The sequence below is a fragment of the Amphritea balenae genome (genome assembly GCF_003858655.1).
Classification (GTDB): Bacteria; Pseudomonadota; Gammaproteobacteria; order Pseudomonadales; family Balneatricaceae; genus Amphritea; species Amphritea balenae.
Genome location: NZ_RQXV01000010.1, coordinates 25895 through 43435, shown reverse-complemented (window position 1 = coordinate 43435; position 17541 = coordinate 25895). Strand labels below are relative to the sequence as shown.

At 47.5% G+C, this 17541-nt stretch carries 12 protein-coding genes; 8 read left to right on the top strand and 4 right to left on the bottom strand.

Annotated features, from left to right (window positions below):
• Positions 1–62: 62 nt before the first annotated feature.
• Positions 63–437 carry a hypothetical protein gene (locus tag EHS89_RS16260; RefSeq protein ID WP_124927228.1) on the bottom strand — a complete coding sequence of 125 codons (375 nt, stop codon included), beginning with the start codon at positions 435–437 and terminating at the stop codon, positions 63–65.
• Between the two features lie 254 nt (positions 438–691).
• Between EHS89_RS16260 and EHS89_RS16255 the strand changes: the two genes are divergently transcribed.
• Positions 692–1543, top strand: a complete 852-nt coding sequence (locus EHS89_RS16255) for a PA4780 family RIO1-like protein kinase (RefSeq protein WP_124927227.1) — start codon at positions 692–694, stop codon at positions 1541–1543.
• A 265-nt stretch (positions 1544–1808) separates the two neighbouring features.
• Here EHS89_RS16255 and acnA read toward each other — a convergent pair whose 3' ends face one another.
• Positions 1809–4526: an aconitate hydratase AcnA gene (gene acnA, locus EHS89_RS16250; RefSeq protein ID WP_124927226.1), complete on the bottom strand. Its 2718-nt coding sequence runs from the start codon at positions 4524–4526 to the stop codon at positions 1809–1811.
• Between the two features lie 955 nt (positions 4527–5481).
• On the opposite strand from acnA, the gene EHS89_RS16245 reads away from it, so the two are divergent.
• Complete coding sequence (locus tag EHS89_RS16245) at positions 5482–8277, top strand: bifunctional aconitate hydratase 2/2-methylisocitrate dehydratase (protein WP_124927225.1); 2796 nt, start codon at positions 5482–5484, stop codon at positions 8275–8277.
• 392 nt (positions 8278–8669) lie between these two features.
• Here EHS89_RS16245 and acnB read toward each other — a convergent pair whose 3' ends face one another.
• Entirely contained in the window at positions 8670–11264 is a 2595-nt protein-coding gene (acnB, locus tag EHS89_RS16240; RefSeq protein WP_124927224.1) for a bifunctional aconitate hydratase 2/2-methylisocitrate dehydratase, read from the bottom strand.
• A 692-nt stretch (positions 11265–11956) separates the two neighbouring features.
• Here acnB and EHS89_RS16235 point away from each other — a divergent pair.
• The 6 genes from EHS89_RS16235 (at position 11957) to EHS89_RS16210 (ending at position 16232) form a co-directional block, all read left to right on the top strand.
• A complete protein-coding gene (locus tag EHS89_RS16235; protein WP_124927223.1) occupies positions 11957–12409 on the top strand; it encodes a hypothetical protein in 453 nt (150 codons plus the stop codon).
• Between the two features lie 144 nt (positions 12410–12553).
• Positions 12554–13768 carry a hypothetical protein gene (locus tag EHS89_RS16230; protein ID WP_124927222.1) on the top strand — a complete coding sequence of 405 codons (1215 nt, stop codon included), beginning with the start codon at positions 12554–12556 and terminating at the stop codon, positions 13766–13768.
• Between the two features lie 103 nt (positions 13769–13871).
• The gene (locus EHS89_RS16225; RefSeq protein WP_124927221.1) at positions 13872–14507 is read left to right on the top strand and encodes a hypothetical protein; all 636 of its coding nucleotides are present in this window, start codon (positions 13872–13874) and stop codon (positions 14505–14507) included.
• A 54-nt stretch (positions 14508–14561) separates the two neighbouring features.
• Positions 14562–14924: a roadblock/LC7 domain-containing protein gene (locus tag EHS89_RS16220; RefSeq protein ID WP_124927220.1), complete on the top strand. Its 363-nt coding sequence runs from the start codon at positions 14562–14564 to the stop codon at positions 14922–14924.
• A gap of 85 nt (positions 14925–15009) precedes the next feature.
• Complete coding sequence (locus EHS89_RS16215) at positions 15010–15480, top strand: PAS domain-containing protein (protein WP_124927219.1); 471 nt, start codon at positions 15010–15012, stop codon at positions 15478–15480.
• A 5-nt stretch (positions 15481–15485) separates the two neighbouring features.
• Positions 15486–16232 carry a phosphate/phosphite/phosphonate ABC transporter substrate-binding protein gene (locus EHS89_RS16210; protein ID WP_124927218.1) on the top strand — a complete coding sequence of 249 codons (747 nt, stop codon included), beginning with the start codon at positions 15486–15488 and terminating at the stop codon, positions 16230–16232.
• Positions 16233–16324: 92 nt separating this feature from the next.
• On the opposite strand, the gene EHS89_RS16205 is transcribed toward EHS89_RS16210, so the two are convergent.
• On the bottom strand, positions 16325–17230 hold the full coding sequence (locus tag EHS89_RS16205) for a PhzF family phenazine biosynthesis protein (protein WP_170167527.1): 906 nt from the start codon (positions 17228–17230) through the stop codon (positions 16325–16327).
• Between the last annotated feature and the right edge of the window lie 311 nt (positions 17231–17541).

The window sequence follows — 17541 nt, the reverse complement described above, 5'->3', positions numbered from 1 at the left end:
TGTCTGATGTGTGATCAGACAGAGTGCTTTTGTGGCGGGCTAAGTAAAGGTGATACCTGTTGTTAGTGCTGAGTGTAGCCGTCGTCATGCATTTTCTGGCGGGCAACGTCCAGGCTGAGACGTTCAACAGGCTCTGACAGATAATAGGGCAGTTCAATCTCCTTATCAGTCAGTTTCAACATGTTACCTTCAGTCAGGCGCTCTACAACCGACTCTATGGTTTTGTTTAACTCAGTAGGCGCTGAGGCAGGATATTGCGCAGCCATGTAATCGATTAGCTGCTGTAATGTGTGTTTACCATCGGCGAGTGAGATCACGATGCCAAGCCAGTCTTCCATATCGGTAGTGTGCTCGGGGTTGTGAATATCGACCAGGGCGACTTTGCCGCCTTTACGGGTAAAAACTACATTGCGGTAAAAGTACTGGCTTGTATCCAAGGTCGGATCTCCTCTTAGTTCAGAGCTGCACTATATCAGTGCTGTAATTGGGAATGAATACCTCGGAAGAGGGAAAGGCAGGTAGGGCTGGGTAAATAGTCATTGGTTGTCCTGTGTCAGATGTAGCAGGGTAGGCTTCAGTATTGTGAATTTGTATCTAAAAAGTAAAAGCGTAGCTATTGATGTTAGAATCGTCTGAATCTTAATTATGCGATACAGCAGTTTGTCATCGCTTTTTAGTTGTAAAGGTTGTTATGAAAGTACCTAAACGCCTTCAACCACTGGTTGAAGATGGTTTAATTGATGAAGTTTTAAGCCGATTGATGAGCGGCAAAGAAGCGGATATTTATATCGTACGTTGCGGTGATATTGTTCGTTGCGCCAAGGTTTATAAAGATGCAGTAAAACGCAGCTTTAAGAATGCTGCGCAATATCAGGAAGGCCGTAAGGTGCGCAGTGGCCGCCGTGCACGGGCTATGGAAAAGAATTCAGCCTACGGCCGTAAGCAGCAGGAAGAGATCTGGCAAAACGCTGAAGTAGATGCGTTATCACGGCTGCATTTGGCAGGAGTGCGTGTGCCAGAGACTTTCGGTTGTATCGATGGTGTACTGTTGATGGAACTGGTCACCGATGACGAAGGTGATGTTGCCCCGCGTCTGGGAGAGCTGGTGTTAACAGAAGAGCAGGCTCTGGAAGATCATGCGGTCATGATGTACTACGTAATGCTGATGTTGTGTGCCGGTATTGTTCATGGTGATCTGTCCGAATTTAACGTGCTGGTGGATGATTATGGTCCGGTGATTATTGATCTGCCGCAGGCGGTCGATGCTTCAGCTAATAACAGTGCCCGGGCAATGCTGCTGCGCGATGTAAATAATATGACCCGTTATTATGGCGAATATGCTCCGCAAATACTGTCATCTCGCTACGGTGAAGAGATGTGGGCTTTCTATGAAGAGGGTGAGCTAAATCCCGATACTGAGTTAACGGGTCTTTATGCCGGCGATGCTGATAGTGCAGATGTTGATTCGGTTATGGATGAGATTAAGGCTGTAATGCAGGAAGAACGTGAACGTTTAGAACGTATGGAGGCTGAAGAGGCCTGAAGCATTCTATCTAAGGAAGTTTTTCCTGATATTTTGCAAGCAAAAAAAACCGCCTGATGGCGCAATGCAGTTCACTTAAGTAGAGAGTATTTAAACAGAGCAGCATTATGAACCATTGGATAGCTGGTCTTTGATATTTTTACTGTCCGGTGTGTAGTCAGCCTCGGGCGCCTTTCTAAAACAGGGCTGCGATGCCTGATCTGAGATCAGATAATCGTCGCCCTGTTCCTGAGGCCGGTTGAGCACCGGCCATCACTATTACCTGTTATGTATTTGAGGCGATAATGTCTCGCAATACCATTGGCAGGATGCCTTTGTGACGTATTTGATCCAGCTCAGATGAGGTATCGACACGTGAGGTCAACTCCAACTGCTGAGATGAGCCATCAGCTCTGTTAATGGTCAGGCCTACAGTACCGCGTGGTTCGAGGGTATCGATACCATTCAGGTCGAAGGATTCTGTGCCATCCAGATTAAGAGAAGCACGTGTCACACCTTCTGGTAGTTGCAGCGGTAAAACACCCATACCCACCAGGTTTGATTTATGGATACGCTCAAAACTCTCAGCGATAATCGCTCGGACACCCAGTAGAGCAGGGCCCTTTGCGGCCCAATCGCGTGATGAACCTGTGCCATAAAGCTTGCCGCCAAATACCACAGTGGAAGTGCCTTCTTCACGGTAACGCTCTGCGGCATCATAAATAGACATTTGAGCGGGTGCACTGTCAGACGAGTAATAATTCGTTACTGCACCTGTAGTGCCCGGCAGCAGCAGGTTTCTGGCTTTTACATTGCCAAAAATACTTCGCAGCATTACATGGTGGTTACCACGGCGGGCACCAAGCGATGTCATATCTTCGTCTGTAACGCCTTGTGAACTCAGATATTCACCTGGAGGTGAGTCTGGGCGGATACGGCTTACCGGTGAGATATGGTCTGTGGTTGTGTTGTCATCACACATCACCAGCATGCGTGCCGCTGAAATATTGTTTAATGAATCCTCTGGTGTTTCCAGTGAGAAACCGTCGAAGAAAGAGATTTCCTGAATGTAGGTAGAATCCGGAGCCCAGTCATAAACAGGGCCGGTAGGGGATTCCAGATTCTGCCATGTGGCCGGGCCATCAAGAGAATTTTCATAGGTTTCTCTGAAGGCTTTAGGATCCATACACTCAAGCATGGTCTGAGAAATATCAGCGTTGCTTGGCCAGATATCTTTCAGGTATACGTCGTTACCTTGTGCATCCTGGCCAATAGGCTGAGTGGTCACATCAATATTCACGTTGCCTGCTATCGCCATAGCAACAACCAGCGGTGGCGACATAAGAAAGTTGGTATCTACATCAGGATGTACGCGACCTTCGAAGTTTCGGTTCCCAGACAGAACAGATGCCGCGATAATATCGTGGTTTTGCAGTGCTGCTTCGATGCTTGGAGCCAGAGGACCCGAGTTACCTACACAGGTTGTACAGCCGTAACCCGCAGTATTAAAGCCCAGTGCATCCAGGTGCTGCTGCAGTCCTGCCTTGGTCAGGAAGTCGGTGGCAACCGGTGACCCAGGAGCCAGTGATGTCTTAACACCATCAGGTACTTTCATACCAAGCTCATTGGCTTTCCTGGCAAGCAGGCCCGCCGCAATCAATAGACCAGGGTTAGATGTATTGGTACAAGCTGTGATCGCCGCAATCACGATATCACCGTCTTTTAACTCCCTTTCTGGCAGCGGTGCGAAAATACCCGCGTTGTCAGCCTTCATCGGCGTAACTTTTACGACTTCAGGGTTGCGCTCGCCTTCAGCGGCTGCTTTTCTGAATACATTACCGATCTCTGCAAGAGGTAGTCTGTCCTGAGGTCTTTTTGGACCAGCCACAGAAGGCTCAACAGTAGACAGATCAAGTTTAAGCAGATCTGTGTAGAGTGGCAGAGCCTGACCTGGCTTCCAAGCCATATTCTGAGCTTTATAAAATTCGAGTGGCAGATCACCGTCTCTGCCAGTAGCTCGCATATAATCAGCAGAGATCTCGTCAAATGGGAAAAAGCCCATGGTTGCGCCATATTCAGGCGACATGTTGGCGATGGTCGCACGGTCAGGCAGGGAAAGGTTGGCACAGCCCTCACCGACGTATTCAACGAACTTACCGACAACACCGCCCGGATAATTACGCAACATCTCGGTAATTGTTAGTACCAGATCTGTTGCGGTAACACCTTCTCTTAGTGCGCCAGTCAGCTCAACACCGACAACTTCCGGTGCCAGCATCTGCATTGGCTGACCCAGCATGGATGCACCGGCTTCAATACCACCAACACCCCAGCCTACAATGCCCAGGGCATTAGCCATTGGTGTATGACTGTCCATACCAATCAGGGTATCCGGTACCATCAGACCTTTAATGTTGAGATAGCCCTGTGCCAGATATTCCAGGTTAACCTGGTGCACGATACCTGTTTGTGGGGGAATAATCCGGATGGTATCAAACGCCTGTGCGCCCCACTTCAAAAATGCATAACGTTCTATATTTCTGGCTGCCTCCAGCTCCCCATTGATTCTGAGAGAAGCGGGGCTGCCTGTATTATCCATGGTAACCGTGTGATCGATAACAAGATCTGCGCGTACCAAAGGCTCAATTATCGCAGGGTCCATGCCCATACGCTGAACCGCTGATCGCATAGCAGCAAAATCCACAATAGCGGGTGTGCCACTCAGGTCGTGCATAATGACGCGACCTGCCGTGAAAGGAATTTCGATTGGCTTTGTGCCTTGATGTTCTGTCCAGCTTCCAAGCGCCTGAACCTGCTCAGCGGTTACACCGTTTTGGCCAACATTCCGGGCGATACCTTCCAGGATAGGGCGAAGAGAAAAAGGTAGTTCATCAAGCTTTATATCAAAAAGCTCAGCGGTATCTGGAAGGCTATGGTAGCTGTGTGCTGTACCCGGGAGAGTTCTAACAGAACTGGATGGATCGAAATCGATAGTACTTGTCATATTTTATACCTCACGCAGATGGGACGTTTCTGAACCTACAACCTTTTTCGCTCGAGTCTCCGGTCATTGTGGAGCTGCTCGATCTCTTTGTTAGTCATATTTTCAGTCGTCAAACGAACCGCTATTTCCGGCGCCATAAATTATTATTTTGTCAGGATTGTCGACAATGTTAGCCATACAGCGTCTAAAAGCAAGTGATACCGGCTTGTTTTTGCATAAATTACATACAATCTAAGACTATTTGCTAATGCATATGCTTTTCTCTGAACACTTTTGAAGTGGTGTTGGGCCAGTTGGTGCAACGTAGAATGACTGAGGCGCTACTTCATTGAATGAATAAAGATTGAATGAATAAAGATTGAATAAAAAAGGAACAAGGATTAAATAAGCATTTCGAAGTCTCACGAATAGGTAAACAGGCTGTTAAATTCAAGCCAATGAGAGAAGAGGTTGCATGGATGGTAATCGAGAATGTATCTATGTCTAAGTGATTAGCGAGCGTCAGTCAATTTTCTGCATTTTTGGTACAACTATTTAGGTACAACTGTTTTGGTACGACTATATTCACCTTGGTAGTGCCCGGAGGTTCCATATCCTCTGAAGTCGACCAGGATCGGGGTAAGATTCAGGGTATCTAACCGGTCGATTAAATCACTTAATCAACAGTGTAATAAAAAATGATGGACTCACCCTGGCCGACCCTAAAAATTCAAGCACTCCTCCTAAATGATTATTATTATCAATGAAAGGAGCGTCCCAGCCTTGTTTGTAAAAATAATTTGTACCTACAACCAATGTATACCATCCGAAACATGTTGATTTTGCTACTATTTATTTTATTTATACTGACTATAGGCTTCATTTAAATAGTTTTCATTGAGCTGTTTATAACTTTTTCCTTATAATCTGTTAACGAATCATAATTAGATTTAATTGAGACGAGACGCTTTACGCTATGAGTTATTATTCTGACTACCTAGAAGAAATAGAGGTTCGTAAAAAGGACCTTGGCCTGAATCCAAAACCGATTGATAGCGCTGAGCTACTTTCTGAAATCATTGCCCAGATTAAAGACGTTGGTAATGAGCATCGCGAAACATCTTTGAACTTCTTCATCTACAACATTCTACCTGGTACTACTCCAGCGGCTGGCGTTAAAGCGGCTTTCCTAAAAGACATCACTCTGGGTAAAGAAACTGTTGCAGAGATCTCTCCTGAGTTCGCTCTTGAGCAGCTATCTCACATGAAAGGCGGTCCTTCTGTTGAAGCTCTGCTGGATATCGCATTGTCTGATGATGCTCAGGCTGCTGCCGCGGGTGAAGTTCTGAAGTCTCAGGTATTCCTGTACGACGCAGACTCCGCTCGTCTGGCTGACGCTTTCAAAGCGGGCAACGCCATCGCTAAAGAGATCCTGGAAAGCTACTCAAAAGCTGAGTTCTTCACCAAGCTGGCTGACATCCCAGAGACCATCAAAGTTATTACCTACATTGCTGGTGAGGGTGATATCTCTACTGATTTATTGTCTCCGGGTAATCAATCTCACTCCCGTGCTGACCGTGAATTACACGGCCTGTGCATGATCTCGCCAGAAGCTCAGCAGGAAATCGCTGAGATGGGCAAGCAAAACCCTGATGCTAAAGTGATGCTGATCGCTGAAAAAGGCACCATGGGTGTAGGCTCTTCCCGTATGTCTGGTGTTAACAACGTTGCACTATGGGCTGGTGAAAAAACTTCTCCATACATCCCATTTATCAACAACAATCCGGTCGTTGCTGGTACTAACGGTATCGCTCCTATTTTCCTGACGACAGTTGGTGTAACCGGCGGTATCGGTCTGGACCTGAAAAACTGGGTTAAGAAAACTGACGCAAACGGCGAAGTTGTTCGTGACGCAAACGGCGACCCGGTACTGGAAGAAGCATACTCAGTTGCTACTGGTACCGTTCTGACCATCGATACTAAAGCTAAGAAACTGTACAACGGCGACCAAGAGCTTGTTGATATAGCTGATGCTTTCACGCCACAAAAAGTGGAGTTCATGAAAGCTGGCGGTTCTTATGCTGTAACCTTCGGTAAGAAGCTGCAAACGTTCGCTGCTGAAACTCTGGGCGTTGAAGCGCCAGCTGTTTATGCACAATCAAAAGAAATTTCTCACGAAGGCCAGGGCCTGACTGCTGTTGAGAAGATCTTCAACCGCAACGCAGTTGGTGTTACTTCTAAAGCTCCTCTGCACACGGGTTCTGACGTTCGCGTTAAAGTGAATATCGTAGGTTCTCAGGATACTACGGGTCCTATGACCTGTCAGGAACTGGAAGCCATGGCTGCTTCTACTATCTCTACAAGCGTTGATGGTGCATTCCAGTCTGGTTGTCACACAGCATCTGTATGGGACAACAAAGCTAAGGCAAATACGCCTAAGCTGATGGCTTTCATGAACGCGTTCGGCGTAATCACAGCACGTGACCCGAAACACGTTTACCACTCAATGACTGACGTTATTCACAAGGTACTGAATGACATCACAGTTGATGACCGTGCAATCATCATCGGTGGTGACTCTCACACCCGTATGTCTAAAGGTGTGGCGTTCGGTGCTGACTCCGGTACCGTTGCGATCGCACTGGCGACTGGTGAAGCTGCAATGCCAATCCCAGAGTCTGTGAAGGTAACCTTTAAAGGTTCTATGCAGCCTCACATGGACTTCCGTGACATCGTACACGCGACTCAAGCACAAATGCTGAAGAAGTTCGCTGGCGAAAACGTCTTTCAGGGTCGTGTAATCGAAGTACAAATCGGTACTCTGCTGGCTGACCAGGCCTTTACCTTCACTGACTGGACTGCAGAAATGAAAGCGAAAGCTTCTATCTGTATCTCTACTGACGAGACGCTGATCCAGTCTCTGGAACTGGCTAAGTCCCGTATCCAGATCATGATCAACAAAGGTATGGAAAACGAAGCGGGTATGCTGCAAGGTCTGATCGACCTGGCTGACAAGCGTATCGCTGAAGTGAAATCCGGCGAAGCACCTGCTCTGGCCCCGGACGACAACGCTAAGTACTACGCTGAGCTTGTAGTTGACCTGGACGTAATCGACGAGCCAATGATTGCTGACCCAGATGTAAATAACGAAGAGATCTCTAAGCGTTACACCCATGATGTGATCCGTCCGGCTTCTTACTACGATGGCCGTCAGGTAGATCTGGGCTTCGTTGGTTCTTGTATGGTTCATAAAGGCGATATGCAGATCATCGCTGCGATGCTGCGTAACCTGGAGAAGAAAGGTCCTATCACCTTTAAAGCGCCATTAGTTGTTGCGCCACCTACATACAACATCGTTGACGAGCTGAAAGCGGAAGGTGACTGGGAGCTGCTGGAGAAATTCGCTGGCTTTGAGTTCTCTGACGAGAATCCAAAAGAAGAAGCACGTACCAAGTACGAAAACATTCTGTACCTGGAACGTCCTGGATGTAACCTGTGTATGGGTAACCAGGAAAAAGCAGAAGCGGGTGATACCGTACTGGCTACTTCTACCCGTCTGTTCCAGGGCCGTGTTGTAGAAGATACTGCAGAGAAGAAAGGAGAGTCTCTACTGGGCTCTACCCCAATGGTTGTACTGTCTTCTATCCTGGGTCGCTTCCCGACTCTGGAAGAGTACAAAGAAGCTGTTGAAGGTATTAACCTGACTACTTTCGCTCCGCCTAGCGAAGACTTGAGCGTAGCACCTACGGCTATTCCGGCTGCACGTATCTGATCACAGATAACGTGACTAACAAAAAGCCCTGATTTTTCAGGGCTTTTTTTGTATCTGGGCTAGACAACCTGTTCAGGCTCGGGGCCTGGCTTTCTAACCACCTCTGTGCAGCCTGAACAGATGTCGGTGTTACGCAGCAGGCGCAATGGAACATTCTTGTAACAAAAAAGGGCTGGCTGCGCTTCCTCGCATTGGCTGCCGCCAATGGTGGAGAAGTATGGCACTTTGTAGCCTCTGCTTACCCCGCTAACTGACGATGAACCAAAAAAAACCGATGTTGGTATCAACATCGGATTTTCTATCAAGCCCTTTTAAAGCCCACATTCTGTAGCTTAAATGCTTAAGTGAACAGCATTGCGCCATCAGGCGGGTTTTTTAAGGCTGCTTAAACGTTATGCAGATGCGATAACGTTTGAAGCTGCATCCTGATAGGTCTTGATCTGATCGAAGTTCAGGTAACGGTAAACATCTTCAGCCATGCTGTCGATCTTCAGCGCGTATTCCATGTACTCGGCTACAGTCGGCAGCTTACCGGTCAGAGCAGCAACAGCGGCCAGCTCAGCAGAAGACAGATAAACGTTAGCGCCAGTACCCAGACGGTTAGGGAAGTTACGGGTAGAAGTCGATACCACAGTCGTGTTATCGCCTACACGTGCCTGATTACCCATACACAGGGAGCAGCCTGGCATTTCCATACGTGCACCCGCCTTACCGAAGATGTTGTAGTAACCTTCTTCAGTCAGCTGGGCCGCATCCATCTTGGTTGGTGGGGCGATCCACATACGAGTCGGCAGTGCAGTACCCGCCGCATCCAGCAACTTACCAGCAGCACGGAAGTGGCCGATGTTAGTCATACAAGAACCGATGAATACTTCATCAATCTTCTCGCCAGACAGCTCAGACAGCAACTTCACATCATCCGGGTCGTTAGGGCAGGCCAGGATAGGCTCTTTAACGTCAGCCAGATCAATTTCGATCACAGCTGCGTATTCAGCATCAGCATCGCCAGACATCAGTTCTGGGTTAGCCAGCCACTCTTCCATTCCTGCTATACGGCGCTCGATGGTACGAGGATCACCGTAACCCTGATCTATCATCCACTTCAGCATGGTGATGTTAGAGGTCAGGTACTCTTTGATCGGCGCATCGTTCAGTTTGATAGAACAAGCCGCAGCGGAGCGCTCAGCAGCAGAATCAGACAGCTCGAACGCCTGCTCTACTTTCAGGTCTGGCAGACCTTCGATTTCCAGGATGCGACCAGAGAAGATGTTCTTCTTACCCGCTTTAGCAACCGTCAGCAGACCCTGCTTAATCGCGTAGTAAGGGATCGCGTTAACCAGGTCACGCAGAGTGATACCTGATTGCAGCTTGTCGCCCCTGAAGCGAACCAGAACGGACTCAGGCATATCCAGAGGCATAACGCCGGTAGCTGCTGCGAATGCAACTAAACCGGAACCAGCAGGGAAGGAGATGCCGATTGGGAAACGGGTATGAGAATCACCGCCGGTACCTACAGTATCAGGCAGCAGCATACGGTTCAGCCAGGAGTGGATTACACCGTCACCAGGACGCAAGGATACACCACCGCGGTTCATAATGAAGTCTGGCAGAGTGTGGTGAGTCTGAACGTCAACCGGCTTAGGATAAGCTGCAGTGTGACAGAAAGACTGCATCGTCAGGTCAGCAGAGAAGCCCAGGCAAGCCAGGTCTTTCAGTTCGTCACGGGTCATTGGGCCAGTAGTATCCTGAGAGCCGACGGTAGTCATCTTAGGTTCACAGTAAGTGCCAGGGCGAATACCTTCTACGCCACACGCCTTACCAACCATCTTCTGTGCCAGAGAGTAGCCTTTGCCAGTATCAACAGGCTGCTCAGGCTTACGGAACAGATCAGACTCACCCAGACCCAGTGCTTCACGGGCACGTTCAGTCAGACCACGTCCGATGATCAGAGGGATACGGCCGCCAGCGCGTACTTCGTCCAGAATAACCGGAGTCTTCAGACCGAATTCGCACAGTAGTTCGCCAGTGTCAGCGTTCTTAGCAACACCATCGTATGGGTATACGTCAATAACGTCGCCCATGTTCATCTTTTCAACGTCCATCTCGATCGGCAGTGCGCCAGCATCTTCCATAGTGTTGAAGAAAATAGGTGCAATCTTGCTGCCGAAGCAGTAACCGCCAGCACGCTTGTTAGGTACATTAGGGATGTCGTCACCGAAGAACCAAAGTACCGAGTTAGTTGCAGATTTACGGGAAGAGCCCGTACCTACAACGTCACCTACGTAAGCAACAGGGTGGCCTTTAGCTTTGATCTTTTCGATCTGCTTAAGAGGGCCAACAACGCCGTTTTCCATTGGCTCAATACCGTCACGTTCCATCTTCAGCATCGCATTAGCGTGCAGCGGGATGTCAGGGCGGGTGAAAGCGTCAGGTGCAGGGGACAGGTCATCGGTGTTAGTTTCACCGGTAACTTTGAATACTGAAACAGTGATCTTCTCAGCCAGTTCAGGCTTGGAAGTGAACCATTCACCGGCAGCCCATGATTCCATAATCTGCTTAGCAGCAGCGTTACCCGCTTCTGCTTTATCTTTAACGTCGTAGAATGCGTCAAACATCAGTAATGTGTGGGACAGTGCTTTAACAGCAGTCGGAGCCAGTGCGTTATCATCCAGCGCGGCGATTAATGGCTCGATGTTGTAACCCCCCAGCATTGTGCCCAGCAGTTCAACGGCTTTAACGTTGCTGACCAGAGGGGAAGTTGCTTCGCCTTTAGTGATGGCGGCCAGAAAGCCTGCTTTTACGTATGCAGCCTGGTCAACACCGGCTGGTACGCGGTTTTCCAACAGATCCAGAATAAAGGCTTCTTCTCCAGCTGGTGGGTTTTTAATTAGCTCTACCAGGGCTGCTGTTTGGTCAGCATCCAGAGGTTTAGCTGGCACGCCTTCCTGGGCGCGTTCTTCTGCATGTTTACGGTAAGTTCCAAGCACGATATAGCCCTCATCTGTTACCTGTGTCAGGCATAGTGTTGTTGTAAGTATAGGTCTGACAGCTGATCGATCAATCGTCTATCGATCTTGAATTAGCGCGTGAATATCAGGGAGGGCGGGCTAATGCTTAGATTTGTAGACAGTTTCTCAGCTTCTACTTTCTATTAAGAAGATGAATCTAACCATTGTTTTTGATTGATGAAGAAACCGAATGCTGCACTGCAACTATATGATACAGATCATCTTTCTGGTTCGTATTCGTGAAATGGATAATTAAATACGTATGATGTGTCGATGCTTAGGGAACCTGCGAACAAGTCCTAAACGCCTCAGGCTTACAGAGCGCTTCAAGTTCGAGGCAACGATTACAGGCATGCTGGTTGCCTGTCGAAAATCGTTAATAAAGAAATTGGATCGCTCTGTAAGCCCCGGAGGGTGGGCATTAAATCAACTTCCTGCTTTGTCAGGCCGCTTAGAAAGGACTAGTCATTCCGTTGCGCTGCCTTTCGCGCACAAAGTTGATTTACTGTCCACGGAGAAAGCTTGGGGCTTGTTCGCAGGTTCCTTAAGTAATTAATCTTTTTTATTTACTTAAACGTACGTTTATATATTATCAGTTAACTACTAGTCAGTCTGGTTATAGTCATATGCCGGATTAAATGATGAACTGCTGTAATGTAGAGGACAGGTTTGTGAATTCACCAATTTGGGCTGCTGTTTCCGGCTGGGAACTCAACGCTGAGCTGGAAGGGCTTAATGCGTTGAATATAGAAACGCTCTTTACCGCGTTAGAAGGTAAGGGGTTGATATACGATGGTCCTCATAAATCAGTACTTCTGCATCACTTCAGCCGCTTAGTCGCTTCGCAACCCAATAACTTACGCAGTCACGTTCAGCGGGTTTATCTATCCATTCTTTGCCATGATGCTGCCGAACTGACAGGCGCGCTACTTGATCTGTTCCTGACGTTGAAAGACCGGGGTCAGGCACTACGCGAACGCTTAGTTGAACAGGGTTCGCCTCTGTTGAGGCAAGAAGATCTTGAGTTAATTAAATTATCAATTGAGCAAAATGATAGCTCTTTATTATTGCAATTAAATATGCAGAACTCGGTTCTGTGTAATGGCAGTTTTTCGCTTCATTAAAATTAAGATATAAACAATAAGAGGCGGAGAGTCGTTGTGGGGATGTCACAAATAAAACTTAGCAAACGGACTGCGAGCGACATAATTAATCTTGCGATAGTCGGCTTCGAAACCCAATCTAAAACAGCAATCAGCTTGTTTTTTATGCAGCATCAGCAATCTTACAGTCTGGTCTCTGCCGAACACGCCGAGCTATTGATCGTCGACATGGAGCACCCTTCGGTGGGGCCCGTAGTGGAGCGATATCAGAATAGCCGGCCAATCGTGGCTGTTACCGCGACTGAACAGTCATTTGAGGGCTTTGTTACGCTACGTAAGCCGCTTGAAGGAAAGCGTCTGATTACCGCCATTGATCAGGCTATCGCTGCTTTTATTCCGACCAGTCAATCTGATTCGGATAATGCCCGGGCGGTGAGTAGTGATGGCGAACGGGCATTTCAGGATTACCAGAAACGTCTGGCCGCTGGCCGTCAGGCTATATCAGACTATAAATCGACGAACAGCGATCGGGCGCAAAAATCAGATCAGGTACGTCAGCGTTTTATACTTGATGATAAACCGGAAGATGAGAAAAAAGCGTCTGCGCCGCGTATTAAAGCTACGGTCAAAGCGCAGCGTCGACCGGTTCATAAAACCGTTGAGGTGTCGTCGGATACTCCGGCTGTAGCCTCAGTAAAAGTGAAGGCAAAGTCTGTTCCGGTAGAGCATAAAGTACCGGAGAAAAAACCTGCCGAAGTAAGAGCCAAACTATCTTATCAGATGGTGTATGAGTGTTGTGGTAATGCTCCGGACGTTAATATGTATGAGCCGGATCAGCGCCGTCGGGTGTTTTTTAAAGACGATTCCACTTTATTGGCGATTTTGCAGGAAGTGATTGCTGAAGGTGAAAGTCAGAATATCCCGGTCGAAATAACGGGGTTGCCTGGTACGCTGGCTTATCTGCCTGCGCAGAAGGCCTTCTTGTTTGATTTCAGTGAAGACCTGTTAGTGCCATTAGCGTTAACACGATTTGGCTATCAGGAATTAACGCTTAAGGTGCGCCCTGATCTTGATGTTGATCGGCCCAGTATTGGCAGCGCAAAAGTGGTAATAGAAGCCAGTGACAAACTGATGTGGAAGCTGGCTTTATGGACTGCTAAAGGCCGTTTGAATAAGACTCTTGATCCTGAAGCTCCGCTGCGCCTGGCCAGACAGCTGGACTTTAACCGTTTGTTAGCTATCCCTCATGCGACCACTATTAATAGTTTGTGGGGGCGTCATAGTTTATCAGCGCTTGAGGTGGTTAAAGTTCTTAAAATTAATCAGCGTTATGTATTTTCTTTTATGACTGCGGCGAATGCCCTGGGGGCGTTTAAGTAGCGCGGTAGTCATCAGGTGCCTGGTAGTAACGGATATTGAAAAGCGGCCAGATGGATGGCCGGGGCAGTAAAGTATTTTCTGTAGTAAATCCGGAGAGAGGGAAGTGGGAGATTATAATAAGGACTCAATTCGCTATATAGCAATTACGCCCAGTGGGGCTTACTTTGCAACGTTAAACCCCACCCCGGATGATGCCCGTGCATTGCTATTGCAATTGTTGTCGACCGATTTTGACCTTCTGTACTCATTAGAACTGGTGTCAGAGCTGGCTGACCTGGACGAAGTTCAGGCGATGGGGCTATTTCAGCAGTTGCTTGATCGGGGCTTTGTGGCGCTGACAGAGGCGCCCCCGGAAATTCATCGTGGGCCGTTGGAAGAGCTATTGCCAGATATGCTGAAGCAGTTATCGGGCGCAGGTAAGGCGTTGTTGGCAGATGATCAGGGTTTCTGTCTTTCATCAACGGGCTTTTCTGCTGAACAAAGTGAAACTTTATCTGCGCTGGCGGCCGATCTTATTTCGCTACAAGAGCGGCACAAGCGTTTGCTTAATGGTGAGATGGGATTGGCGGGTGATTCCTGGGGCATTATGAATGCGGCAGGTCAAAGTCAAATAGGTTGTTGGGTAGTTCATATTGGTCATCAGCGTTTCTGTCTGGTGATCTCTGATATGCCAAAGCTCAATCAGCAAGCCTTTGCTGAAATACTGGGATGTTTGGCGCGTCGTTATCTGGAATATTAATTTTAAAGTTTATAACAACTCCCGGTAAGGGAGAATTTAGTTAAGGAGTGTTCTATGCGTTCTGAGATGCTTACCTCAATTTTGAGTGATCTCAACGGTACATCTGCTGATATTGAAGCCTCTGCTGTTATCTCTACAGATGGTCTGATGATAGCTGCGTTGTTACCATCAGGTATGGATGAAGACCGTGTTGGTGCTATGAGTGCCGCCATGTTGTCTCTGGGTGAGCGTACCTCGAAAGAACTGACTCGGGGCGAGCTTGAGCAGGTGCTGGTAAAAGGTGATGCGGGTTATATTCTGATGACGCATGCAAATCAGGATTCAGTTCTGACAGTTGTCGCTAAGCCAAATGCACGTCTGGGTTTGATCTTTCTGGATGTTAAACGTGCTGCTGAAGCAATTGGTAAGATCCTTTAATCGGGCAAAATCAGAACAACCGTATTCAGGTAATGAAAAATACCCCAGGGAAGTGGTCGGTGTCTGAGCGAATAAGGCTGTATGTATGTCTGATCTAGACACTGGTGAAATTCGTACTGTCGAAATAAAGTATTTCGATGGTACATCTCGCACGACGGAGATTGTCGATAGGGAGGTTCCTTATCCTGACGGCAAGCTGATCGTGTCGCGTACTGATCCGCAGGGTATTATTACCCATGCGAATCAGGCATTTATTGACATGTCTGGTTATACCGAAGAGGAATTAATCGGTATTAATCACTATATTCTACGACACCCGGATATGCCTGCAGTAGCCTTTAAGGGCCTGTGGGATACCATTGAACAGGGCACCAAATGGCATGGTTTTGTGAAAAACCTGCGTAAAGATGGCGCCTATTACTGGGTAAAAGCCACGGTTATTCCGAACATTCGGAATGGAAAGCTAGTGGGTTATACCTCAGTCCGACGAAAACCTTCGCGCAGTAAAATTTCTGAAAGCGAAGCGTTGTATAAAACCCTGTTGGCTGAGGAGTAGAAATCATGACATATAACCTAACGGTCAGCCCTGATTTTGCGCCTGACCATATATCCGGCTGGTATTTTTTTAACACCTGGCTACAGCGTCAGCTCGATACCGGTATTCATCTGGAGCTGTATGATGGCTTTGATGAACAGCGTGATGATATTCAGAATAATAAGTTCGATCTGATTTACGCCAACCCTTACGATGCCTCTATGTTAGTAAGGGAGCTTGGCTTCCAAGCGATAGCCCGGCCTGCAGATAAGTCAGATGAGACAGTGATCGCGGTTAATGCCGAATCTTCAATTAATACAGTTGAAGATCTGGTGCCTGGCAGTCGAATTTCAACAACAGATGACCCGGATGTTCATACTATGGGTATGATCATGCTGGAATCGGCGGATCTGGATAAAACCAATACGCAGATTAAAGAGCACCCAAGCTATGTTGTGGTGGCTAAGAACCTTCTTAATGGCGATTCCGATGCCGGCTTCTTTCTTAAAGATGCCTATGATGAGCTTTCCGACCTGATTCGCTCCAAAATGAGAGTGCTGGTTAGCAGTCAGATCAGTGTGGTGCATCATAGCTTTCTGGTTGGTCCTGATATGGTTGAGCACGTGCCTGCGTTGCAGGATGCTTTGTTCACTATGCATGAAAATGACAAAGGTCGAGGCGTTCTTGAAAGTATGGGTATCAGCAGTTGGGAGCCGATGGACTCCGAGCAGACTGAGTTTATGATCGATCTGATTGATACGCTTATTGATTAATACGGCTAGTGCTTTTTAAACTGAAGTCGTTAGAAAATGTCACTATAAAAAACGCGCCCCTGGCGCGTTTTTTTGTATTCAGCTGACATTGGTTAATCGACACTCACACTGCCCTGAGTGGAGATGACGACTTCTCCACCTATACGTACCGTTAGCTCTGGTTCATCCTTATGATCAAATTCAACGTTCAGAATACTTTGTCGCGATACTGAGTAGCCCCGTTCTACTGAGTACATGTGGGTGCCGGTACGGGTTTTCTTATCAGCGCAAAGGTAAGCGCTGAAAGCAGGTATGGCGCTACCCACGGCAGGATTAGAATGGTTAGCGATATCAGGGCCAACTAAACGAAAGTGAAAGTTAGCAATGTCTTGCTCAGTTTCAGTGCTGAATAGTAGTATCTCTTCAACCAGAGAAGAGGCGGCGGAGGTGCGGCCCCAGGCGGCTAGATTGAATTTAGCCTGTTTCAGTGCTTTCAGGCTACGCAGAGGGACAATGAGATAACGGGTATCGGTTGCAACCTGCATTGAGTTATATCTGAGCTGCTCAATATCATTGATGGTCAGCATTAGCATATCCGCAATTTCAGATACTGTTGGCGTGTAATGATCAATGATTGGAACTGTGCTGAGCGATATCTGGGTAAATACAGGTTGCTGTTCTACTTTATCGACATGGGCCTTAATAAAACCTGAGTTGTGTTCGAATACAAACGCATCACGAGCTTCAGTGCTGGCGCCTAGTTTTGCCAGAACGTGGGCTGCTGCGACGCTGGTGTGGCTGCCGACAGGTGCTTCACCCTGGGGGCTGAAAACTTTTAATCTGGGGTGTTCCGCTGTTGTGGAGGTATCAACAAATACTGTTTGCAGTTGATTAATTTCCCGGGCTAATTGCAGCATGCTTTGGTCAGTCAGGCCACGGGCATCAGGAAAGACAGCTATCGCTGCGCCACTAAACTTTTTATTGGTAAAAACGTCAGTAGTAAAATATTGATAATCCATCGTTCGGCCTTCTGTATCTTTAAATTTATTTATCAACGCTTCAATAAAATCACTATCTTGGTGCATCAAGCCATATGGCTGCCCAAAATTGAGCAAAAAATAGTCATTACGCTATAAAAGCTAATGCCTTATTATTTTTAATAGTAATAAGGCAAGAGTTGTTCCAATTACTGAGCTTTGTAATAAAAGGCGCTGTGATCTGTTTTAGAGAAGGGGGCTGGTTACTGGTTCAAAGCCTAAAGGTATGTAGCCTGTCGTCGGATTTTTAAACCGCAGCGTTAGATCTGCTGCTAGTCTTGAGAGTATGCACT